Here is a 21,810-nt window from a genome sequence, read left to right as displayed (position 1 = left end):
TCGGATTCCTGTTAATGATCAAGGACGCACTACGTTCCAGTTTATCGGGCCGTCAACCCCGCTGATCCGGCGCATGTCGGAGGCACGCCACATCACCCAGGGTTTGGTGGCATAATCGGGCGGGAAAAAATTCGATTCGAGCCAGAAGGTCCGGTCGATACCGCTGCTGATGTTGTAAAGCTCCTCGAATTCCTGCGAAACTGCGATGATGGCCGGTTTCTCGCTGTGGGATTCGATCTGGTTGAGAAATGTATTGAGCTCGCTCAGCACCAGGGCCCGGCCTGGGCGGTCGCCGCAACCATTGTCGAAGGCGAGGCGAATGGCAGGCGGCAACATATTTTCGCCGCGCGGTACAGTGGTTACAAAGCTGGTCGCCTGATCGGTTGCGAGACGACAGAGCGAATAGTTATGGAGCGCGCCATAGCGGATGCCGGCTTCCCGCGCGCCTTCGATATTCGCTGCGAAATTCGCGTCGCGCTTGTCCGCGCCGTCTGTGGCCTGGATATAGGCAAAGTCGACTCCGGTCGCGCCCGCCACGTGCCATGTAATGGTGCCGTGGCTTTCGTCTACCGAGATTCCCTGCACTGCATATTGGTCGCGGGGCGGTGCCCAGCTGATCGCGACATTGCGCAGTATCAAGGCTATGACCAGCAGAACCACGACGATAGCAGCAAGGCTGAACAGATTTTTTCTCATGTCTCTAATGGTCACCCTGGTTCCCTGATACGCAGCGGAAGTATCACTCAATTCTTGATATGCAACACACAGATCAATGTGAAGAGACGGCGGGCGGTCTTGAAATCCACATCGATCTTGCCTTCGAGACGTTCGACCAGCAGTTCCGCGCCCTGATCATGCACCCCGCGTCGCGCCATGTCGATCGTCTCGATTTCCGCTGCGCTGGCTTTGCGGATCGCCTGATAATAGCTGTCGCAAATGGCAAAATAGTCTCGGATCGGACGCCGGAACCGGCCCAGCGCCAGAATCAGGGTCTCCAGCGGCTCGCCGTTTTCGCGGCCGATGGATATCACCAGCCGGCCTTCCTGAACGCTCAGTTGCAGTTGATAGGGGCCGGCATAGCCGTCATCATGCTGCTTGAGCGGCTTGAAATAATTATCCTCGATCAGATCAAAGATCGCGATGCGGCGCTCCTGCTCGATATCGGCGTTGCGCCACAGAATCGTGGCCTCGTCGAGTTCAACAGAAATGATGCGCGGATCGGACATTGCGCCCTGTTGCCGCAGCGCCGGTCTCAGGACAAGGGTTTTTGCCGCGCAGCACGACAAGTTGGATCTTTCCACAGAATTGTCCCCGGCCCTGTGCCGATATTTTTCTCTGCCGCCCCCTTGCCGAGAATCGATTCAGGGTGGATGAGGAGCCATGGCCGAATTGATGCGTTTCGAAAATGATGAACCCGAAGAACAGCGCCTGCCGCGCAATGTCGAGGCAGAGGCGACCTTTCTCGGTGCGTTGTTAATCGACAACCGGGTCGCTGAAGATGTGCAGACCCGCCTGCGGCCGGAACATTTTTACGAACCGTTGCACGGCCGGATTTACGAGCAGGCGCTGAAGCTGCTCGACAAGAATATGGTGGTGACGCCGGTCACCCTGAAGCCCTATTTCGAGTCGGACGAGGCGATGAAGGCGCTGGGTGGCCCTTCCTATCTGGCCAAGTTGACCGGCGATGGCGCCGGCCTGATCGGGGCCCGGGATTTTGCGAACCAGATTTATGATCTGGCATTGCTCCGCGAACTGGTCAGCGTTGGCCGGACGCTTGTCGACAGCGCGCTCGACACCAGCGAAAAAGTCGATCCCAAGGAACAGATCGAGGAAGCGGAAACCGCTTTGTACCGCGTGTCCGAAGGCGAAGCGCAAGAAGGCGGCGTGCGATCGTTTCTGCAAGCTTCAACCGAAGCGCTGAGCAATGTCGAGCGGGCGTTCAACAGCGGCGGAAAAGTGTCCGGCATCACCACCGGCCTGACCGATGTGAACGCGAAAATGGGCGGCCTGCACCGAAGTGATTTGCTCATTCTTGCCGGACGTCCGGGCATGGGCAAGACCTCGCTTGCCACCAATATCGCCTTCAATGCCGCCAATCGCTATATGCGCGACATGGCCGACGGGATCGCGCCGGAAGATTCGCTCGGCGCCAAAACCGCTTTCTTCAGTCTGGAAATGTCGGCCGACCAGCTGGCCACCAGGATCCTATCGGAACAGGCCGAGATCAGCTCGGAAAAACTGCGTATGGGCTCGATCAGCCGGGAGGAGATGCATCGGCTCGCCATGGCATCCCGGGAATTGCAGGATCTCCCGCTGTTCATCGATGACACGCCTGGGCTGACTATTGCCGCGTTACGGACGCGGGCGCGGCGCCTGCAACGGCGTCAGGGCATCGGCATGATCGTGGTCGATTATCTGCAACTGCTACAGGGTTCCGGCCGCGCCAGCGACAATCGGGTGAATGAAATTTCGGAAATCAGCCGCGGTTTGAAAACGTTGGCCAAGGAACTGCAAGTGCCGGTGATGGCCCTGTCGCAGCTGAGCCGTCAAGTCGAAAGCCGCGAGGACAAGCGTCCGCAGCTCTCCGATCTGCGGGAATCCGGTTCGATCGAGCAGGACGCCGATATTGTGATGTTCATCTTCCGCGAGGAATATTATCATATGGCAGTCAAGCCCGATGTTCCCGACGGTAATTCCACTCCGGAGCAGATCAAGAAATATGAGGATTGGGAACGCGACCATGTCCAGGCCGAGGGCAAGGCGACCGTTATCGTCGCAAAGAACCGCCAGGGCTCGACCGGCAATATCCAGCTGAGCTTCATCAGCGAATTCACGAAGTTCGGTGACCTGGCTTACGGCGAAAGCCCCGACGACTATTAGCCACAATGGCGTTCCCCGGGGCGGTCTAGTTCGTGACTAGAAAATCGGATCGTTGACCCCGTCCTTGCCGTTATCCGGCAGAGGAGTCACATCCTCGTGGATGCCGCATTCGGATTTATCCCATCCACGCCAGCGTCCGGCACGGGGGTCTTCGCCCGGCAGGACCTTCGATGTGCAGGGCGCGCAGCCGACCGACAGGTAGCCTTCCGCCTCCAGCGGGTGACGCGGCAGATCATGTTTTTCGAAATAGGCTTCCAGATCGTCCTTGATCCAGTCGCCGAGCGGATTGATCTTCAGCCGGCCATCGTCAATTTCGAAACGCGGAATATTGTTGCGGGTCACCGACTGGAATGCCTTGCGGCCCGATATCCAGCTGTTGAGACCGGCCTTGGCGCGGGCCAGCGGCTCGACCTTGCGGATTTCGCAGCAGCCGTCCGGGTCATAGGACCAGCGCAATCCGTTCTCGTCCTTTTCCGCCAGCACGGCCGCCTCTGGAGCGACGATATTGGCGTTCTTGATGCCGAGAAGGCTGATCAGCGTGTCGCGATATTCCAGCGTTTCCGGAAACATCTTGAGCGTATCGACGAAGGTCACGGGAATGGTGGGGTCAACCGCTGCAACCAGATGCAGCAGGACCGCGCTTTCGGTTCCGAAAGACGAGACCACGGCGACTTCACCGAGTTGTCGTTCATCGAAAAGGGCCTTCAGCATGGTCGTGGTGTCGACACCCTCGAACCGCTGGTTCAGGGCGTCGGCGTCGGCCTGCGTAAAGTCGGGGCGAACATCGATCGTGTCGACCTTGCGTGCGGCTTCAGCCATGACGGAGCCTCCAGATCGGAGTGCGTTGGTCAGACGTTGCCTGATAGACATGGTCATAGCGGCTGATGGCTTCTTTCATTAGCGCGGGATTGATCGGGGAATCCGGTGCGAAGGCATCGAAACCGCAGCGCCGCATATGACTGACCTGATCGAGCAGGACATCCCCGCTGGCACGCAATTCGCCGGCATAACCGGACTCGCGCAATATCTGCGCGGCCGAATAGCCGCGACCGTCGCCAAAGGCCGGGAAATCGATCTCGACCAGCGACAGGCGGTCGAGATAGGGCAGCAACAGGCGCGCGTCCTCGCCCGCTTCGATGCGGACGGCGGTGGCATTCGACTGGTCCAGAAAGGAATCGAGCGACACCGCCGGTTCTTCGTGGACCTCGTCATCGCGTAAACGGATTGCTTCAACCATAGATAGCCTCCTTGAACCGGGCCATGCCGACACGGCGATAGGTGTCGATGAACCGCTCTCCCTCCTCGCGCTGTTCGAGATAGAGGTCGGTTACTGTTTCGATCGCGTCGATCACGCCGTCTTCGGTGAATCCCGGACCGGTAATCTTTGCCAGACTGGCATCTTCCGCACCGGAACCGCCCAGCAGCAGCTGGTAGTTTTCCGTGCCCTTCCTGTCGACACCCAATATGCCGATATGACCGGCATGATGGTGCCCGCAGGCGTTGATGCAGCCGGAGATCTTGAGCTTCAGCTCGCCCAGTTCCCGCTGCCGGCCAAGGTCCGCGAAACGCTTGCTGATTTTCTGGGCGAGGGGGATGGAACGGGCATTGGCAAGGCTGCAATAATCGAGACCGGGGCAGGCGATGCTGTCGGTGATCAGGTCGAGATTGGCCGGAGCCAGGCCGGCTTCGTCCAGCTTCTGCCAGATCGCGTAGAGATCGCTCTTTTTGACATGCGGCAGCACGATATTCTGGCTGTGCGTGACCCGCAGTTCGTCAAAACTATATTGCTCGGCCAGATCGGCCATCAGGTCGATCTGGGCGGATGATGCGTCGCCCGGAATGCCGCCGCGCGGCTTCAAGCTGATCGTCGCAATCGCATAGCCGGGCTGTTTGTGCGCAGAGTTATTCTGATCGACCCAGACAGCGAAATCCGGATCGGACAGGTCCAGATCATCGCTTGCCTGCTTGTCAAACGGCGGGTCCTGAAAAAATTCACTGATCCGCGCCAGTTCTTCAACCGGTGGGTTGAGGCCCAAGGTTTTCATATGGGCGAATTCTTCCTCGACCTGCCGGCTATATTCTTCCGGGCCGAGTTCGTGGACAAGGATTTTGATCCGCGCCTTATATTTATTGTCGCGGCGTCCGTAGCGGTTGTAGACGCGCAGGCAGGCCTCCGCATAGCTGATCAACTCGTCTGCGGGGACAAAGTCGCGGATTTCCGGTGCCACCATCGGAGTCCGGCCCATGCCGCCGCCGACGAAGAATTTTGCACCCAGTTCGCCCGCTTCATTATGCACCAGCTGGATGCCGATATCGTGCAGACGCATGGCAGCACGATCGGTGTCGCTGGCGATCACGGCAAATTTGAATTTGCGTGGCAGATAAGAGAATTCGGGGTGGAAGCTCGACCATTGCCGCAGGATTTCGGCCCAGGGGCGCGGATCGGCAATCTCGTCGGCGGTTGCACCGGCGAACTGGTCCGAGGAGATATTGCGGATGCAATTGCCGCTGGTCTGGATCGCGTGCATTTCTACCGATGCGAGATCGGCCAGAATGTCCGGTGCATCTTCCAGCTTGATCCAGTTATACTGGATATTCTGCCGGGTGGTGAAATGGCCGTAGTCCCGATCATATTTGCGCGCGATATGACCGAGCATGCGCATCTGCTTGCTGTTCAGTGTGCCGTAGGGAACGGCAACGCGCAGCATATAGGCGTGGAGTTGCAGATAGAGGCCGTTCATCAGCCGCAGCGGTTTGAACTGGTCCTCGGTCAGATCGCCAGCGAGACGGCGCTTCACCTGGTCGCGGAATTCCTCAACCCGTGTGTCGACCATTTTCTGGTCATATTCGTCATATTGATACATGTCAGATCACCCATAAGCCGGCATCGGGATCGGCCGGTTTCAATGTCAGGTCGGGACGGACGGTCGGCCCGAGTGCGCGCACCCGGTCCTTGATGTGACCCGGGCGGGGGCCGTCATCGGTCTGTTCGGCTTCGATAATATACGGGGAGTTTACCCGGCGGGCGGCTTCCTCGCGCTGCAGGATTGCCTCGCCCTGATCGCCGACATCGGTCGCGTCTTTGACAAAGCGAGACCAGTCGAGTCCGGTCCACCAGATAACGTCACCGGTTTTAAGATCATTTCCGGTCAGGATTTTCATGCGACCACTCCCGCCATTTGCGCATATTCTCTAAATTTCTCGTCAGCATCGCCATAGCGTGCGACTTCGCCGACCACGAGCAGAGCCGGGCTCCGGACATTTTCCCGCCGGACCATGTCGCCAAGGTCGGTCAGAAGCGTGCGGAGCGCACGAAAATCGCTGCGCGTGCCGTTTTCAAGCACCGCGACCGGAAGATCCGGTGCTGCGCCGTCGGCGATCAGTTTTTCAACAATCGCCTCGGCATTGGCTACGCCCATATAGATAACCAGCGTACGACCCTTGCCAGCAAGGCCCGACCAATTCTGGTCGGACAGGCCCTTGCACTGGCCTGCAACGAAAGAAACGGCGCTGGATGCATCGCGATGGGTGAGGGGCATGCGCGCCTGTGCGGCACAACCGAGTGCCGCGCTGATACCGGGTACAACCTCGACCGCGACACCGGCAGCGACGCAGTCATCGGCCTCTTCGCCACCCCGTCCGAAAATGAACGGATCACCACCCTTGAGCCGCACGACCAGATGGCCCTTGCCGGCTTCTTCGATCAGAATGTTGTTGATCTGGTCCTGCGCGACGCTGTGCAGCGAGCGTTTCTTCGCGACCGAGATATAGCGAGCGGTCGGCGATGCCAGATCCAGGATATCGCGGCTGACCAGCCCGTCGTGGACGATCACATCGGCGCGTTGCAGCAATCTTGCCGCCTTCAATGTCAGCAGTTCGGGGTCACCCGGACCAGCGCCGACCAGATAGACCTTGCCTGCAGCGGTCGTCTTGCTTCTTGTCTTTTCCATGGGTGCGATATGCGCGCATCACGCAGAATGTTCAAAACAGAAGATTTTGGGGGCACCTAAGCTCAGCTATTTTGCGGCTGGCGAACCATCTTCTTCGCCGTTGATATCATCCTTCAGTCCAATGCCAATCCGGGCCCGTGCTTTTTCCGCTTCCATCGACACAACCGGATAGGCGCAATAATCTGCGGCATAATATGCGCTGGGTCGATGATTGCCGGACAGACCGATGCCACCAAACGGCGCTTCGGATGACGCACCGACGGTCATCTTGTTCCAGTTAACGATGCCGGCGCGGCTGCTCGACCAGAATTGGTCATAATGTTTTGCCGTTCCGCCGATGAGCGCAGCGGACAGGCCGTAGCGGGTGTTGTTTGCTTCGGCGATCGCTTCTTCGAAGTCGGCGACGCGGACAACCTGCAGAATCGGTCCGAACAGCTCGATGTCCGGCCGTTCTTCCAGTTGCGTCACATCAATGATGCCGGGTGTCAGAAAGGGGAGCTCCGCAACCGGTCTGGCCATATGCTTGATCGGTTTTCCCCCGTGGCTCATCAGCGCGAGAAAGCTTTCGGTCAGGCCGTCTGCCGTCTCGTTATCGATCACCGGTCCCATGAAAGGAGCGGGCGATGCAAAGGGCTCGTCGATGATCAGCCGGTCAGTGATCCGCTTCACCTCCTTGATAATGCGCTCATAAAGATCATCCTTCACGATCAACCGGCTCGCGGCAGAACAGCGCTGCCCGGCGCTCAAAAACGCTGACTGCACGATCAGGACGGCGGCGCTGTGGATATCGCTGGTATCCCAGGCGATGATCGGATTGTTGCCGCCCATTTCGAGCGCCAGAATCTTGTCGGGTCGGGATGCAAACTGACGATTGAGCGCTATGCCGGTGTGCGCCGATCCGGTGAAGAGGACGCCGTCAAGCTCGTCGTTGGCGGTCAGCTGTTTGCCGATTGCGGGACCGCCGTGCACGATATTGACGACGCCGGCAGGCATTCCGGCCTTGTCGAACGCATCCATCAGATATTGGCCTACCGCAGGAGTTTTTTCTGATGGCTTGAAGACAATCGTATTGCCGGCAATCAGCGCCGGAACGATATGGCCGTTCGGCAGATGGGCTGGGAAATTATAGGGGCCGAGCACGGCGAGAACACCATGCGGCTTGTGTCGCAGGGCAGCGCGCGTATCGGGCTGGCTGGGCAACTGTCGCTGCGGGGTGCGATCGGCAAAGGCGCGCACCGAGATATCAACCTTGTTGACGACGGATTCGACCTCCGTGCGGGCCTCCCATAGCGGCTTTCCGGTTTCGCGCGAGATCAGTTCGGCCAGTTCTTCGCTGCCGGTCCGGATGCGGTTGGCATAGCGCCGCACCGCTTCAATCCGTTTGACCAGCGCAGTAGCTGCCCAGCCGGGCCAGGCTGCGCGCGCACTCGCGACCGCAGCATCCGGATTGCCGCTGGTGCCAGTCCAAAGGGTAGCCCCGGTTGCCGGTTCGATAGATATCAGGTCGCTCAAATTGGCCTCAATGTTCTAAACATGGGTTGCTCGATGAATCATATATGGCACATCTCCCGCGATAGACCATAGGACATAAAGACTTAGCGCCATGATGATGAATTTTTTCCGAACATGCTGTCGCTTTGCCAGATATGTTAGCCGTTGCGCAGAGCGACGCCCATCGCACGAATTTCATTGATCTTTTTCATAAGTGGTGCCCAATTGTCGTCGTGGGCAATCGCGTCCCATATCCACTCGACTTCTTCTATATGCATCGAACAGGGTTCGGGATTTCCCCAATAGTCGCTCACCGGCTGGCGGAAGCGCTCGCGTTCGGCGATCAGTGCCCGAAACTCGGCAAACTCCCTTGTTTTGTCATCCGGGCAAGACAGGCTTTCGCATTTTCCCCAGTCGAAGAAGAACTGGTCAATCCCGACGCTTTTCTGTGCCAGCCCTTTCTCGGCCGCAACCACCAGATCGCGGTCTTTCTCGAAACCCTCGGATATGACGCCGAGCCGCCAGCAGAAATGCTCGGTAAAGGCGACGCCATAGGCTTTCGGAAAATCGTCCAGCGTCGCGACCAGCGGCTCGCTATCCGAAATCAGCCGCAAGGCGCTGGCAAATTGCGCCAGATTCCAGTGCAGCGCCTCGGGTTGCCGCCCGAAACAATAAAGCCCTTCATGATCGAAATAGGCGGCGGTGAAGCCGGGCTCCCAATACGGCGTGAACCGCCATGGACCATAGTCAAAGCTTTCACCGGTGATATTTATATTATCGGTGTTGAGCACGCCATGAACGAAACCGGCGGTCATATAGGCGCCGGCAAGCCTTGCCACTTCCTGCGCGGTCCGGGCAAATAATTCCGTGGCCGGATCGTCCGTTTGCGCCCCGCTGAAATAATATTCGAGGCAATAAGCGACCAGCTCTCGCATCAGCTCTTCGTTTTTTTCATAGGCAATGCGCTGGAAAGCGCCGATGCGGATATGGCTGTGGCTCAACCGGGTCAACACAGCCGAGCGGGTGGGGGAGGGTTCGTCCCCGCGCATCAGTTTCTCGCCGGTTTCAACCACCGAAAAAGTCTTCGAGGTGTTAACGCCCAGCGCTTCCAGCATTTCCGTTGCCAGAATTTCACGCACCGCACCCTTCAAGGTCAAACGGCCATCGCCGGTCCGGCTCCACGGCGTTGTGCCCGATCCCTTGGTGCCGAGATCCATCAACCGGTTCTCGTGATCGCGCAGTTGCGCGAACAGAAAGCCACGGCCGTCACCGATGTCGGGATTATAATTGCGGAACTGGTGGCCATGATAACGCAGTGCCAGCGGCGGATCGAGATTGTCGGGTAACGGCTCGAACTTGCCGAAATGGTCGACCCATTGCTGCTCGTTCAGCATGTCCAGTCCCACGCTGCGGTCCCACCGGTCATTTCTGAATCGCAAAATATGTCCGGGGAAAGTGGCAGCGGCAACCGGATCACCGATCTTGTCTCCCAATCGGGTGATCTGGACATCCGCCTTATAGTCGGTCTTTCCGGGTTCTGCTTGCGGTTTATATGGCATTTTCCCACAGTGGCGGCTAATCGGTTGCGCAGCAAGTGGCAAGACGGGGCGAAGGACAGGATGAGCGAAGAAAATTCCGGTCAGCATATCTACTGGGAATCCGATGACGGGCTGAAACTGCACGCCCGCGACTTTCCCTCGGACAGCGGCAAGATACCGGTTATCTGCATTCCCGGCCTGACCCGCAATGCTCGCGACTTCGAGCATCTGGGCACGGTTTTCGACGGCCACAGACGGGTCATCATGCTCGACCTGCGCGGACGTGGGCTGAGCGAATATGCCAATGATAGTAACACCTACAATCCGAAACAATATGTCTCTGATATCATCATGCTGATGGACGAACTGCAGATTCCCGAAGCGGTATTTTTCGGAACGTCGCTGGGTGGTGTGATCACCATGGTCATGGCAAAAATGTACACCGCGCGGGTCGCCGGGGCGCTGCTGAACGACATTGGTCCCGAACTCGACCAGAAAGGGCTCGACCGGATTGCCGAACATGTCGGGCAGGGAAGAAGCTTTGATACCTGGGCGCATGCGGGGCGCGACATGGCGGAAAGCAGCAGCGACATCTTCCCGGACTTCACGCTGAAGGACTGGATTGCCTTTGCCAAGAAAGTCTACCGGATGAACAGTTCCGGTCGGATCAAGCTGGACTATGACATGAAGATTGCCGAACCCTTCGACAGCAAGGGCGGCGGCAGCGGAGCGCTGTGGAACGCGCTGGAACATATGAAGGATATTCCTACCCTGATATTGCGCGGCGAACTATCCGATCTGTTCAGTGAAACGGTGGCCAGAAAGATGCTGGACAAGCTCGACAAGGCCGATCTCGTCACGATACCGCGCGTAGGCCATTGTCCAACGCTCGAAGAGCCGGCCTCGCTTGACGCGATCAATCAATTGCTCCACCGCATCGACTGATTGAATCCAGACAGCCGGGCAACAACACCGCATGAAACCAGCCAAGATATTGCATCTGCACAGCACCTTCGATCTGGGGGGCAAGGAAGCGCGCGCCGTGAGGTTGATGAACCATTTCGGCAGCATAGCGGATCATGTGATCCTGTCGGCTCAGCCCGGCAACCTGTCAGCCCGCGATGCGATTGATCCGGCGATAAAGGTGAGCTTCCCGTCCGACGCACCATCGCTGGCAGGAAAGCCGTCACTGAAACGCTATCGCGAGTTCGTTACCTATTTCCGCCAGTTCGATCTGATCTTGTCCTATAACTGGGGTTCGATGGACGGCGTCATGGCGCGGACCCTGTTCTCGCGGGTCGAAGGCCTGCCGCCGCTGATCCATCATGAAGACGGGTTCAACGAGGACGAGCAGGTCAAGCTCAACTGGAAACGCAATCTGTTCCGTAAATTCGCCCTCGGTGCGGCCCGGGCGCTGGTCGTGCCGTCAGAGAATCTCGTCGGCATCGCCAAAAATGTCTGGAAACAGCCGGAGCAGCGAATTCACCGGATTCCCAATGGCATTGACGTGAAGCGCTTCGAGAAAAAACCGCAACGTGGATCGCTGCCCGGTTTCACCAGGCACAAAGGTGAAGTCGTGGTCGGGACCGTGGCCGGACTGCGGGCAATCAAGAATCTGCCAAGACTGGTGCGGGCCTCTGCCGCGGCAGGCGACAATGTCCGGCTGGTGATTGTCGGCGAGGGTCCGGACCGAGAAAGGATCTTGGCGGAAGCGCAGCGCGCCGGTCTTGGCGACCGTTTGCTGATGCCGGGATTCCTGCCAGACCCGGCGCGGTATATCGGACTGTTCGATATTTTTGCCCTGTCATCGGACAGCGAGCAATTTCCGATTTCGCTGATCGAGGCGATGGCGGCAGGGTTGCCGGTAGCCGCGACCGACGTCGGCGATATCAAAACGATGGTGTCGCAGGCCAATCAGGGTTTTATCAAACCTCTCGGTGACGAAAGCAAATTTCGCGAATCGCTGACAACTCTTGTGCAGCACCAGCAGTTGCGCGAAGACCTCGGGATGCAGAACCGGCTCAAGGCGCAGGCGGAATATAATGAAGGCAAGATGCTGGCCCGCTACGCGCTGCTCTACGGACAGGCGCTGGGACGCGCGGATTTCGGCCCGGGCCAATAGCGATTTAGGCAGCACAGTTTTTTCGAGCATTTTTAGTTGCCGGTGTCTATATCGGCCTTTGGGGAAAATAGGAGATTTCATTGTTCAAGGGCTTAAAACCCATTCAGTATAACGGTCAGGAAGTATGGCCGTTGATCGAGGGTGGAAAAGGCGTCGCAGCCACCAATCACGCGAGTTCGGGTGCCTGGGCGGCTGCCGGCGGCATCGGCACAGTATCCGCAGTCAATGCGGACAGCTATGACGAGCATGGCAATGTCATCCCGCAAATCTATCATGGCCGGAAGCGCGAAGAGCGCCATCAGGAACTGATCGACTATGCGATCGACGGTGCGGTGACGCAGGTCAAGCAGGCTTATGAAATTTCCGAGGGCAGGGGCGCGATCAACATCAACGTCCTGTGGGAAATGGGCGGCGCGCAGCAAGTGCTGGAAGGCGTGCTCGAACAGACCAAGGGTATGGTCGCAGGCGTCACCTGCGGTGCCGGCATGCCCTACAAGCTGTCCGAAATTGCCCAGCAATATGGCGTGAACTATCTGCCGATCATCAGCTCCGCCCGTGCTTTTCGCGCGCTGTGGAAGCGGGCCTACAAGAAGGTTCCGGACCTGATGGCTGCGGTGGTCTACGAAGACCCCTGGCTGGCGGGCGGTCATAACGGCCTGTCCAATGCCGAAGATCCGCGCAAACCGGAAGATCCCTATCCGCGGGTCAAGGCGCTGCGCGAGACAATGCGCGCCGAGGGCATAGCCGACAACGTGCCGATCATCATGGCCGGCGGTGTCTGGCACCTGCGCGACTGGCAGGACTGGATCGACAGCGAAGAACTCGGCCAGATCGCCTTCCAGTTTGGCACCCGACCCTTGCTGACCAAGGAAAGCCCGATCCCGGAAAGCTGGAAGAGCGAGCTGACCAAGATCAAGGAAGGCGATATCCTTCTGCACAAATTCTCGCCGACCGGTTTCTACAGTTCTGCGGTGCGCAACGAATTTTTGCGCAGTCTTGAAGCGCGATCGGAACGGCAGATTCCCTATTCGACCGAGAAAGCCGGCGAGCATACGCACCAGCTGGATGTCGGGGTCAAGGGCAAGAATTTCTGGGTCACACGCAATGATCTGCTCCGCGCGCGCGAATGGGACGGCCTCGGCTTTACCATGGCGATGAAAACGCCGGACAACACATTGATCTTTGCCACGCCCGAAGAGTCGAAGATGATCCGCAAGGATCAGGCGGATTGTATGGGCTGCCTGTCCCATTGCGGTTTTTCCGCCTGGAAGGACCATGACAATTTCAGCACCGGGCGGCTTGCCGATCCGCGCAGCTTCTGTATCCAGAAAAGCCTGCAGGAAATCGTCCATGGCGCTCCGGTCGAGGAACATCTTATGTTCGCCGGCCATGGCGCGTATAATTTCGGCACCGATCCCTTCTACTCCAACGGCTTTGTACCGACGGTGAAGCAACTGGTGGATCGCATCCTCACGGGCGACTGAGTTGGAAATCCGGCTCGATGATCTGAGCGGCCAGCAGGTTCAGGACCTGCTGGCATCGCATCTCGCCGGCATGCAGGAAAATTCGCCGCCGGAAAGCGTTTATGCCCTCGATCTTGCGAGTCTGCGTACCTCCGATGTCTCGGTCTGGACGGCATGGGAAGGCAGAGACCTGTGCGGCGTTGGTGCGCTCAAGCAGCTGTCACCATCGAACGGCGAGATCAAGTCGATGCGCACCGATAACCGACATTTGCGCAAGGGTGTTGGTCAAGCCCTGCTTGATCATATTATCGCTGTGGCGCAGGAACGCGGCTACCGACGAATAAGCCTGGAAACCGGTTCGGGCACGGAATTTGAGGCCGCGCTGAGCCTCTACCGGAAGCGTGGGTTTACCAATGGCGAACCGTTCGGCGACTATGCGCCGACCGACTTCAACCAGTTTCTCCATCTGGAATTGTGACCTGTCGACAGATTGCCGATGGGGTCAAAATTTCCGGCTGGATGAAGCTGTAGCAATCAATCCAGATCCCAGGCCCGTTCGCCATGGTTGGAAATATCCAGACCATCGCGCTCGTCATCCTCGCTAACCCGCATCGGCAGGATATAGCTGATGCCGAAGCCAATGATCGCGGTGGCGACTGCCGACCAGATAGCGACGGCACCGACGCCGATCAACTGGGCAACAAACTGGCTGCCAAAGGCCATGTTTTCGCCATAACCGGTGCCGCCAAAACTTTCGGAGATGAACAGCGCGAGCAGCAGGCTGCCCAATATGCCGCCAACTCCGTGGACCGCAAAAACGTCGAGGCTGTCGTCAATCTTGAAGCCGTTCTTCACCAGGCCCACAGCAAAGAAACAGACGATTGCAGCGGCCGTTCCAATGAGGATCGAGGCGCCGGGGCCGACAAACCCCGCGGCCGGGGTGATCGTTGCCAGACCGGCAATGGCACCCGTTGCGACGCCAACCGCAGTTGATTTGCCGACCTTGAATTTCTCGATCAGTATCCAGACCAGCGCGGCCATGGAGGCGGCGATATGGGTGTTGATGATGGCCGCTGAGGCATCGTCGGTCGCTGTCAGCGCGGAGCCGCCATTGAATCCGAACCAGCCGACCCAGAGCATCGCAGCACCGGCGACGGTCAGGGCAGGGCTATGCGGCAGCATGAGCGTCTTGGGCCAGCCCATGCGCTTGCCGAGCATGATTGCGACAACCAGCGCGGAGACGCCGGCGGTGGTATGAACGACGATACCACCGGCAAAGTCGAGCACGCCGAGATTGCTCAGCCAGCCGCCACCCCAGACCCAATGGGTCACCGGCGCATAGACCACCAGCAGCCAGAGCGCACAAAAAGCCACGACCCAGCCAAAGCGGGCGCGTTCGACCCAGGCGCCGATCATCAGAGCCGGCGTTATCACTGCGAAGGTCAGCTGAAACATGGCAAATGCGGATTCAGGAACCGCGGTAGCCTCGCGGACGTTACCGAGATTATTCAGCATCGCATTGAAACCATTACCGAGAAAACCGTTGGTTACCGGACCGAATGCCAGCGAATATCCGATGACAACCCACAAGATCGAACAGATGCCAACCACCGCCATGCACTGGATCAGGACCGAAAGAAAATTCTTCGAGCGAACCAGACCACCATAGAACAGCGCCAGACCGGGAAGGGTCATCAGCAGAACCAGCGCGCTGGATGTCATGATCCAGGCCGTGTCTCCGCTATTTGCAACATCAGCGGCAATCGCGGGATCAATCGCCAATTGCGCATGAAGCGGAGAAGACGCCAACCCGGCCGCCAGCAAGGAGCCGATGGATTTAACTGGATATTTCATGATGATCCCCGCTGCTATAATTTTATTATCGCTGTTCGCGCTCGCGAATCAGATTGCGACGAATTCCTAGTCCAGACCGGGAGGGGACTCAACGGAAAGCTTAAATCCAGCCATCGAGCACCTGATCAGGGGGCCGGTGGCCATCTGCCCAGACGCGGATATTGGTGATTACCCGTTCGCCGGATGCTTCACGCCCCTCGAAGGTCGCGCTTCCCATATGCGGCAGCAGGACCGTATTCTTCAGCGCCAGAAAACGCGGGTCGATAGCCGGTTCGTTCTGGTAGACATCCAGTCCAGCCCCGCCGATCCTCTCATTCTGTAAAGCATCGATCAGGGCATCTTCGTTGACCAGATCACCGCGCGCGGTGTTGATCAAATAGGTGGAGGGTTTCATCATGCCGATCCGTTCCGCATTGATCATCTCGTGCGTTTCCGCCGTATGCGGACAATGAAGAGTGATAATGTCACATTCGCGCACCAGTTCGTCGAGGTCGGCGACAAAATTGGCGCGCAGCGATTCCTCAACCGCTGGCGGCAACTGTCGGCGATTATGATAGAAGATCGAGAGGCCGAAACCCGAAGCGCGGCGAGCGACGGCCTGTCCGATGCGGCCCATGCCGATGATGCCAAGCTTTTTGCCGCCGATGCAATGGCCGAGCATGCCGGACGGCTTCCAGCCTTCCCACTCACCGGATCGCACCAGTTTCTCGCCTTCCGAAAGCCGCCGCGGAACCGAGAGGATCAGTGCCATGGTCATGTCTGCTGTATCTTCGGTGAAAACGCCGGGTGTATTGGTCACCAGGATTTTTTTCGCGCGGGCAGCGGCCAGATCAATATGGTCCACACCCGCCCCGAAACTGGCGATCAGGCGCAGCCGGTCGGGCGCATTGGCAATCATTTCGGCATCGATATGATCGGTCACGGTCGGCACGAGAACATCGCAATCCGCCATGGCCGCGATAAGGTCGTCGCGCGAAAAGGCCTTGTCGCTATAATTGGGCACGGCATCGAAGAGCTCGCACATGCGGTTCTGATTGGAATCCGCCAATTCGCGGGTGATGATGACACGGGGTTTCGAGATCGCTGGTGAGTCTGGCATAGACCCGTTGCTATGCCCGAATTTCGGTTCAGGTCAAGCAGCTGGCTCTTGAAGCAGGTCCGTCTTTCGGGCTATGCCTTGATCAATTGGGGAAGAGTAAACAATCATCATGCGTATTCCGGCTTTCATGCTCGTCGCGATCTTGGGTGTGTTCCCGCTATCGCCCGCTGCGGCGCAACAGCAGCCGCCCTATTGGGCCTCGATCGACGAACCCGAGGCGCGGATGCGGACCGGCCCGAGTACCGAATATCCGACGATGTGGATATACAAGCGCGAGAAATTGCCGATCAAGATTCTGGCGCGCTACAAGGCCTGGCGCAAAGTCGAGGACCATGAAGGAACCCAAGGCTGGATGCACGCGCGCCTGCTCAGCGCGTCCCGCACCGGGCTGGTGCTGGCGACCAATGGCAAGCCGGTCGCGATGCGGGCCTTGCCCGATCCGGACGCCAAAATAGTCTGGCGGGCCGAACCGGGCGTTGTGGGCAGTCTGACCCTGTGCGAAAAAGGCTGGTGCCTGTTCGACGTCACCGGCCGTCGCGGTTATATCAGCATGTCGGACATCTGGGGCGACGAACCGCTGAAATAATCAGTCGACCAGTTCAACCGCTACTGCGGTTGCTTCGCCACCACCGATACATAGCGCCGCGACGCCTTTTTTCAGGCCGCGTTTTTTCAGGGCCGCAACCAGCGTCACCATGATCCGCGCGCCGCTGGCACCGATCGGATGGCCGAGAGCGGTGGCGCCACCGTTGACGTTCAGCTTGTCACGGCTGATGCCGATATCCTGCATCGCGAACATGGCAACGCAGGCGAAGGCCTCGTTCACTTCCCAGAGATCGACATCCGCAACGGACCAGCCGGTCTTGTCGAGCAACTTCTGGATCGCGCTGACCGGAGCCGTGGTGAATTTTGACGGTGCATGGGCATGGGCGGCATGGCCGACAATCCGGGCCACCGGTTTCAGGCCCTTGGCATTTGCCACGCTTTCGCGGGTTAGCACCATGGCGGCGGCACCGTCCGAAATGGAAGAGGCATTGGCTGCGGTGATCGTGCCGTCCTTGGCAAAGGCAGGGCGGAGCTGGGGGATTTTGTCCGGATTGCCTTTCAGCGGCTGTTCGTCCTTGTCGACGGTAACGCTGCCCTTGCGGCTTTTGACTTCTACCGCAACGACTTCGTCATCAAAAGCATCGCCTTCGACGGCGCTCTTGGCGCGAGCTAGCGATTCGATAGAATATTCGTCCTGTGCTTCGCGGCTCAACTGATATTCGCCTACGGTTTCTTCGGCAAAGCTGCCCATTGCCCGGCCCGGTTCATAGGCATCTTCAAGACCGTCGAGGAACATATGGTCCTTTGCTTCGGTATGGCCGAGACGCGCGCCGCTGCGCATCTTGGGCAGCAGATAGGGCGCGTTGGTCATGCTTTCCATGCCGCCTGCGACGATCATATCGATCGAACCGGCCGCCAGGGCTTCCGCACCCATGATCGCAGCCTGCATGCCGGAACCACACATCTTGTTGACCGTGGTCGCTTCAACCGACTGCGGCAGTCCGGCGAAAATGGCGGCCTGACGGGCAGGGGCCTGGCCCTGACCGGCAGAGAGCACATTGCCCATATAGATACGCTCTACATCCGCGCCTTCGACTCCGGCGCGTTCGACGGCTGCCCTGACCGCAACCGCTCCCAGATCGGACGCACTGACTTCGCCAAGCGCTCCCTGCATGCCGCCCATCGGGGTACGGGCATAGGAAAGAATGACGATCGGATCGGAATTGGACATGGAGGAGCCTTTCTGGGTTTGATGCGACGCTTCGGGCGTGAGCGATTCTTGCAAACCACATAGGCGCGAACCTCCGCTTTTTCAATTGCGGCATTGAATGCCGCGCATGACCGTGCCAATCGACCGGGATATTCCTGTTTGGAGCCTGTGTTGCCAGCCCATTTTGTACCTTTGTTCGCCATTTTACTCGGCCTGATCGTCGGCAGCTTTCTGGCGACGCTGATCCTCAGATGGCCGGAGGGCCGTTCGGTCGTGGCCGGGCGATCGGCCTGTGACCATTGCGGGCATGAATTGCGCGCCCGGGAACTGGTTCCCGTGCTGAGTTTTTGCCTGCAGGCGGGAAAGTGCCGACGATGCGGGACGGTGATCGCACCGGATCATCTGGCGATCGAACTCGCTGCGGCACTGATCGCAGGGCTTGCGCTATATGCGTCGCCCGGTCCGGATGGGGTGGCCGGGGCACTGTTCGGCTGGTTCCTGCTGACCCTCGCGGCGCTGGACGCAAAGCATCACTGGCTGCCTGACGGCCTGACGGGGGCGCTGGCACTGACCGGCCTGGCCACCGGTCTGCTGTCGATTCCACCATCGCTGGTCGACCGGCTGATCGGCGGCGTTGCCGGTTTCGCCTCTTTGGCCATCATTGCGATCATTTACAAAGGCATTAGAAAGCGTGATGGCCTCGGCGGCGGTGATCCGAAAATGCTGGGCGCAATCGGCTGCTGGCTGGGCTGGCAAATGCTGCCACTCGTGCTTCTGGGAGCCAGTCTGGTCGGCCTATTGGTCGCGATATCCTGGCGGCTGCGTGGCCGAACCGTCGACGCCGGAACGACGATGCCCCTCGGCAGCCTGATGGCGATCGCCGCCTTTCCCTTATGGCTGGTGCAGGCCAGCGTGGTCGATATAGCATATTGATTTTCCGATGTCCGCGCAGACAGCGGAAAAAGCCGTTGCCAGCGCTGGGCCGGTTCGCTAACAGAGCCTCGATTTCGCTGTACGACATTTGATACAGCCGGAGCCCCTGTGGTGGAATTGGTAGACGCGCTGCACTCAAAATGCAGTTCCGCAAGGAGTGCCCGTTCGAGTCGGGCCAGGGGCACCATCACCTGATTTTGATGGACAATCGCTGTTTTTTTTCCAGCACCGTCAGCAACTGACTTCAGTTAACCGCAAGCGTCCAATGGGTCGGGAAATGGCCGTCGGACAAAGATCCGACATATCAATTGTCAGCTCGATGGATTTGTCTTGTCTCGATTGTCCAGTTCGAACCGGTTATCGCTATACCTCTAAGCATTCCGCCAGTTCAAACGGATCTGTTCAATGGTCATCGGACAAACGGGTTGCGGGACATCGGTGGCAGATTTCACAAATTTTGCGAGCCGCGCAAATGAATTATGTTCATCGAGTACAATGCGTTTCGCTTCCAACACCGCATCGCGGTTTTTCTGCCAGCGATCCGAACTGGCAGCATCCTTGATAATCTTGAATACATCAGGATCCTCTGGGTCAATCAACACCATACTCTCGGCCGGAAAAAAATCCGTAATGATCTTGCTGCCATAATAGATCGGCATGGTTTCGGCGACGAAGCAATCGGTCAGTTTCTCGGTAAAATAATAGTCAGACCGGGAATTCTCAAATGCGATGCTGTAACGATAGGGAGCCAGCGCATCCCATTTGTCTTTGATCGGATTGAATCCGTGGCCAAAATGGTCGAACGCGACTTCCCGCTTCAGTTTCTCGAGAAAGCGCAATCGATAGCGATGACTGGCCATAACCGCCTGGTTACTGCACACCCAGGATAATGTTCTGGGCTTGTGATCGATCGAATTGGCTTTGAGAAAGTCATAGTCTTTCATAACACTCCAGCTCGGAGTCAAAGACGCGGTGGTGATATAGCGACGCTGCGCATCGGATTTTTCTTCCAGACTTGCATCGCAGGTCAGAACAATCGTGCCGTCTCCCTGTGCTTCATGCCACGGGCGATGTGTGTGTGTTGGCGGCTCGCAAACAGCGAAGATAGTGCGGTTGGGGCTGCCCCGAAATCGGATTTTCTGCCGGTGCCAGTCAATGCTGTTCAAAATGATGTGCCAGTCAGGTTCCGGCGTTTCGCCCCTTGTGAATGCGACACCATCCCATATTCCCCGCCCGCCCGGGGTCGACAAACGAACGGCGAGCAAGAAACAGTCCCAGATATCTTCGCTATCGGAGTTGCCGGTTCGGTCCGAGCCTCGCCAATTATCATAGCAGCTGACAATAATTTCCGCTGCTTCTACATCTTCCGGAGATACCGAGGGGTGCTGAATATACTGCTGCGGGGTAAATAAGTCCGTTATATAGGCTCTGCCCAAGTTGCGAACATGTCCCCTCACGTATCTCAGAATGCTGATCACCCTGTCTGCTATTGTGACGGGAAGTGCTACCGTCCCCGACTGATCAACTTGTTTTCTCATCAAGATATAGCCTTCGCGCCTTGGTGGCCAGAATCACGCAGGTTCCGCACAAAACGGTAAACCCCTCTTATACCTTTCGCCGCGAGATAGATCGAAAGCAGAAAATGATAGTATAACCGCCGGTTGGGCATCGCCAGGATATCAACGAAATTCGGTTTGCGGTCAGGGTCATTCATGATGCAGACATATAGTCTCTTCGCATGATCTTTGGACTCCCAGTCGCCCGCACAACCGAAGCGGATGGCCATGCCAACTATTGCGATACGATAACGCATGTCGGTTTTCTCGATTTCCAGATTTTCTGAATTCGCCCATTCGCGAAAAGCCAGTCGCGCCTGCAGAGAGCTTTTTGTGCACTCGTGGTCGGTCCGGTTAAAACTCAGGTGGCCAAAAGAATGTTGCCGTCTCAATCCGATATATTTCGATGTCGAGGAACCTGATCCGGTTTTGGCAACCACCCGCCACACAAACTCGGTATCTTCACCGACGACAAGGGAATTGTTATATATTCCGGATTCTAACAGCGTCGACCTCCTATATAATGCAGCATGGGTCATCCAACTGTTGGAGAGAATATTCTGTTCCGACGATCTTGATATCCCCGACTTGTCTGCGGCCAATATTCTGCCGTTTTCATCCGAACTGTGAATATTCGCGATCGCATAAGGGAAATTCCCTGCCGATAGCAATTGCACCAGCGTCTCCAGGGCATCAGGAAAGACAAGATCATCGGAGTCCAGCATGTAGAGGAATTCTCCTCTTGCGTGCGCCAGGCCGTTGTTTCGCGCGGATGCGACACCCGCATTGTCCTGATGCAGCACGGTGAATGCAATTTCGGGATTGTCCCGCTGCCAGCGTGTCAATCGTTCAAACGTGCCGTCGGTTGAACCGTCGTCGACGACAATGATCTCAATATCAGGCCAGGTTTGCGCGACGACGGACGCCAAGGCTTCCTGTACGAGTTGTTTCCGGTTGAAGGTTGGAATGATTACCGAAACCAGACCGCTGACATATTCCGTATTTATCATCGGCACCGACGATGTCTTTTCAGACTGGTCACTGTGGCTATCAGATTTTATCATCCCGCTTTGGGCCTCGTCGAGAATAGAATTCAAGTCAAGAAATATTGCAACCGCATCAACGCCTTGCCTGCGCTTCATCGATTGAGTTGTTCGGGCCGTTTCTC

At 57.8% G+C, this 21,810-nt stretch carries 21 protein-coding genes and 1 tRNA gene; 8 read left to right on the top strand and 14 right to left on the bottom strand.

The genetic code is table 11. From position 1 onward, the window contains the following. Window positions 1–18 precede the first annotated feature (18 nt). Both BOSE62_RS05550 and BOSE62_RS05545 read right to left on the bottom strand, forming a co-directional pair. On the bottom strand, window positions 19–696 hold the full coding sequence (locus BOSE62_RS05550) for a glycoside hydrolase family 25 protein (protein ID WP_159643113.1): 678 nt from the start codon (window positions 694–696) through the stop codon (window positions 19–21). Between the two features lie 47 nt (window positions 697–743). Then, window positions 744–1,226: a UPF0262 family protein gene (locus BOSE62_RS05545; RefSeq protein ID WP_089134646.1), complete on the bottom strand. Its 483-nt coding sequence runs from the start codon at window positions 1,224–1,226 to the stop codon at window positions 744–746. A 154-nt stretch (window positions 1,227–1,380) separates the two neighbouring features. On the opposite strand from BOSE62_RS05545, the gene BOSE62_RS05540 reads away from it, so the two are divergent. Further along, entirely contained in the window at window positions 1,381–2,880 is a 1,500-nt protein-coding gene (locus BOSE62_RS05540; RefSeq protein ID WP_159643111.1) for a replicative DNA helicase, read from the top strand. Window positions 2,881–2,916: 36 nt separating this feature from the next. On the opposite strand, the gene BOSE62_RS05535 is transcribed toward BOSE62_RS05540, so the two are convergent. The 7 genes from BOSE62_RS05535 to BOSE62_RS05505 form a co-directional block, all read right to left on the bottom strand. Further along, a complete protein-coding gene (locus BOSE62_RS05535; RefSeq protein ID WP_159643109.1) occupies window positions 2,917–3,699 on the bottom strand; it encodes a phosphoadenylyl-sulfate reductase in 783 nt (260 codons plus the stop codon). After that, window positions 3,692–4,117, bottom strand: a complete 426-nt coding sequence (locus BOSE62_RS05530; RefSeq protein WP_159643107.1) for a DUF934 domain-containing protein — start codon at window positions 4,115–4,117, stop codon at window positions 3,692–3,694. Before BOSE62_RS05530 ends, BOSE62_RS05535 begins: the two co-directional genes overlap by 8 nt. Then, window positions 4,110–5,744, bottom strand: a complete 1,635-nt coding sequence (locus BOSE62_RS05525; protein WP_159643105.1) for a nitrite/sulfite reductase — start codon at window positions 5,742–5,744, stop codon at window positions 4,110–4,112. Before BOSE62_RS05525 ends, BOSE62_RS05530 begins: the two co-directional genes overlap by 8 nt. A 1-nt stretch (window position 5,745) precedes the next feature. Further along, on the bottom strand, window positions 5,746–6,042 hold the full coding sequence (locus tag BOSE62_RS05520; RefSeq protein WP_159643103.1) for a DUF2849 domain-containing protein: 297 nt from the start codon (window positions 6,040–6,042) through the stop codon (window positions 5,746–5,748). Next, window positions 6,039–6,830: a uroporphyrinogen-III C-methyltransferase gene (gene cobA, locus BOSE62_RS05515; protein WP_159643101.1), complete on the bottom strand. Its 792-nt coding sequence runs from the start codon at window positions 6,828–6,830 to the stop codon at window positions 6,039–6,041. Before cobA ends, BOSE62_RS05520 begins: the two co-directional genes overlap by 4 nt. A 66-nt stretch (window positions 6,831–6,896) precedes the next feature. After that, window positions 6,897–8,342: a succinylglutamate-semialdehyde dehydrogenase gene (gene astD, locus BOSE62_RS05510; RefSeq protein WP_159643099.1), complete on the bottom strand. Its 1,446-nt coding sequence runs from the start codon at window positions 8,340–8,342 to the stop codon at window positions 6,897–6,899. Window positions 8,343–8,479: 137 nt separating this feature from the next. After that, window positions 8,480–9,880, bottom strand: coding sequence for a protein adenylyltransferase SelO family protein (locus BOSE62_RS05505; RefSeq protein WP_159643097.1), 1,401 nt, complete (start codon window positions 9,878–9,880; stop codon window positions 8,480–8,482). A 60-nt stretch (window positions 9,881–9,940) separates the two neighbouring features. Here BOSE62_RS05505 and BOSE62_RS05500 point away from each other — a divergent pair, with 60 nt between their 5' ends. From BOSE62_RS05500 to BOSE62_RS05485, 4 genes are all read left to right on the top strand, one after another. Continuing rightward, window positions 9,941–10,804: an alpha/beta fold hydrolase gene (locus tag BOSE62_RS05500; protein ID WP_159643095.1), complete on the top strand. Its 864-nt coding sequence runs from the start codon at window positions 9,941–9,943 to the stop codon at window positions 10,802–10,804. A 31-nt stretch (window positions 10,805–10,835) separates the two neighbouring features. Continuing rightward, entirely contained in the window at window positions 10,836–11,981 is a 1,146-nt protein-coding gene (locus BOSE62_RS05495) for a glycosyltransferase (protein WP_159643093.1), read from the top strand. A gap of 80 nt (window positions 11,982–12,061) precedes the next feature. Further along, window positions 12,062–13,465, top strand: a complete 1,404-nt coding sequence (locus tag BOSE62_RS05490; protein WP_159643091.1) for an NAD(P)H-dependent flavin oxidoreductase — start codon at window positions 12,062–12,064, stop codon at window positions 13,463–13,465. A 1-nt stretch (window position 13,466) separates the two neighbouring features. Continuing rightward, complete coding sequence (locus tag BOSE62_RS05485) at window positions 13,467–13,922, top strand: GNAT family N-acetyltransferase (protein WP_236553855.1); 456 nt, start codon at window positions 13,467–13,469, stop codon at window positions 13,920–13,922. Window positions 13,923–13,978: 56 nt separating this feature from the next. On the opposite strand, the gene BOSE62_RS05480 is transcribed toward BOSE62_RS05485, so the two are convergent. Together BOSE62_RS05480 and BOSE62_RS05475 are read right to left on the bottom strand one after the other, a co-directional pair. Continuing rightward, window positions 13,979–15,298: an ammonium transporter gene (locus BOSE62_RS05480; RefSeq protein ID WP_159643089.1), complete on the bottom strand. Its 1,320-nt coding sequence runs from the start codon at window positions 15,296–15,298 to the stop codon at window positions 13,979–13,981. 100 nt (window positions 15,299–15,398) lie between these two features. After that, window positions 15,399–16,397, bottom strand: coding sequence for a 2-hydroxyacid dehydrogenase (locus tag BOSE62_RS05475; protein ID WP_159643087.1), 999 nt, complete (start codon window positions 16,395–16,397; stop codon window positions 15,399–15,401). A 109-nt stretch (window positions 16,398–16,506) separates the two neighbouring features. Here BOSE62_RS05475 and BOSE62_RS05470 point away from each other — a divergent pair, with 109 nt between their 5' ends. After that, window positions 16,507–16,983: an SH3 domain-containing protein gene (locus BOSE62_RS05470; protein ID WP_159643085.1), complete on the top strand. Its 477-nt coding sequence runs from the start codon at window positions 16,507–16,509 to the stop codon at window positions 16,981–16,983. Here BOSE62_RS05470 and BOSE62_RS05465 read toward each other — a convergent pair whose 3' ends face one another. Further along, the gene (locus tag BOSE62_RS05465; protein ID WP_159643083.1) at window positions 16,984–18,174 is read right to left on the bottom strand and encodes an acetyl-CoA C-acyltransferase; all 1,191 of its coding nucleotides are present in this window, start codon (window positions 18,172–18,174) and stop codon (window positions 16,984–16,986) included. It abuts the gene before it with no gap. 150 nt (window positions 18,175–18,324) lie between these two features. Between BOSE62_RS05465 and BOSE62_RS05460 the strand changes: the two genes are divergently transcribed. Further along, a complete protein-coding gene (locus BOSE62_RS05460; protein ID WP_159643081.1) occupies window positions 18,325–19,086 on the top strand; it encodes a prepilin peptidase in 762 nt (253 codons plus the stop codon). A 102-nt stretch (window positions 19,087–19,188) separates the two neighbouring features. Beyond that, window positions 19,189–19,273: transfer RNA gene (locus BOSE62_RS05455), tRNA-Leu, on the top strand. Window positions 19,274–19,457: 184 nt separating this feature from the next. Here the strand turns inward: BOSE62_RS05455 and BOSE62_RS05450 are convergent. After that, entirely contained in the window at window positions 19,458–20,252 is a 795-nt protein-coding gene (locus BOSE62_RS05450) for a glycosyltransferase family 10 domain-containing protein (protein WP_159643080.1), read from the bottom strand. 371 nt (window positions 20,253–20,623) lie between these two features. Beyond that, window positions 20,624–21,706 (bottom strand): glycosyltransferase family 2 protein, encoded by a 1,083-nt coding sequence (locus BOSE62_RS05445; RefSeq protein ID WP_159643078.1) that lies wholly within the window; start codon window positions 21,704–21,706, stop codon window positions 20,624–20,626. Window positions 21,707–21,810: the final 104 nt, after the last annotated feature.

The organism is Sphingorhabdus sp. 109, from assembly GCF_902506555.1.
Taxonomy (GTDB): Bacteria; Pseudomonadota; Alphaproteobacteria; order Sphingomonadales; family Sphingomonadaceae; genus Parasphingorhabdus.
Note: the sequence above shows the minus strand (reverse complement) of the source record. Positions and strands in the feature narration are given on the sequence as shown.

Coding starts and splice junctions, on each gene's coding strand:
- BOSE62_RS05550 (WP_159643113.1), bottom strand. CDS start 696: ATGAGAAAAAATCTGTTCAGCCTTGCTGCTATCGTCGTGGTTCTGCTG.
- BOSE62_RS05545 (WP_089134646.1), bottom strand. CDS start 1,226: ATGTCCGATCCGCGCATCATTTCTGTTGAACTCGACGAGGCCACGATT.
- BOSE62_RS05540 (WP_159643111.1), top strand. CDS start 1,381: ATGGCCGAATTGATGCGTTTCGAAAATGATGAACCCGAAGAACAGCGC.
- BOSE62_RS05535 (WP_159643109.1), bottom strand. CDS start 3,699: ATGGCTGAAGCCGCACGCAAGGTCGACACGATCGATGTTCGCCCCGAC.
- BOSE62_RS05530 (WP_159643107.1), bottom strand. CDS start 4,117: ATGGTTGAAGCAATCCGTTTACGCGATGACGAGGTCCACGAAGAACCG.
- BOSE62_RS05525 (WP_159643105.1), bottom strand. CDS start 5,744: ATGTATCAATATGACGAATATGACCAGAAAATGGTCGACACACGGGTT.
- BOSE62_RS05520 (WP_159643103.1), bottom strand. CDS start 6,042: ATGAAAATCCTGACCGGAAATGATCTTAAAACCGGTGACGTTATCTGG.
- cobA (WP_159643101.1), bottom strand. CDS start 6,830: ATGGAAAAGACAAGAAGCAAGACGACCGCTGCAGGCAAGGTCTATCTG.
- BOSE62_RS05505 (WP_159643097.1), bottom strand. CDS start 9,880: ATGCCATATAAACCGCAAGCAGAACCCGGAAAGACCGACTATAAGGCG.
- BOSE62_RS05500 (WP_159643095.1), top strand. CDS start 9,941: ATGAGCGAAGAAAATTCCGGTCAGCATATCTACTGGGAATCCGATGAC.
- BOSE62_RS05495 (WP_159643093.1), top strand. CDS start 10,836: ATGAAACCAGCCAAGATATTGCATCTGCACAGCACCTTCGATCTGGGG.
- BOSE62_RS05480 (WP_159643089.1), bottom strand. CDS start 15,298: ATGAAATATCCAGTTAAATCCATCGGCTCCTTGCTGGCGGCCGGGTTG.
- BOSE62_RS05475 (WP_159643087.1), bottom strand. CDS start 16,397: ATGCCAGACTCACCAGCGATCTCGAAACCCCGTGTCATCATCACCCGC.
- BOSE62_RS05470 (WP_159643085.1), top strand. CDS start 16,507: ATGCGTATTCCGGCTTTCATGCTCGTCGCGATCTTGGGTGTGTTCCCG.
- BOSE62_RS05465 (WP_159643083.1), bottom strand. CDS start 18,174: ATGTCCAATTCCGATCCGATCGTCATTCTTTCCTATGCCCGTACCCCG.
- BOSE62_RS05445 (WP_159643078.1), bottom strand. CDS start 21,706: ATGATAAAATCTGATAGCCACAGTGACCAGTCTGAAAAGACATCGTCG.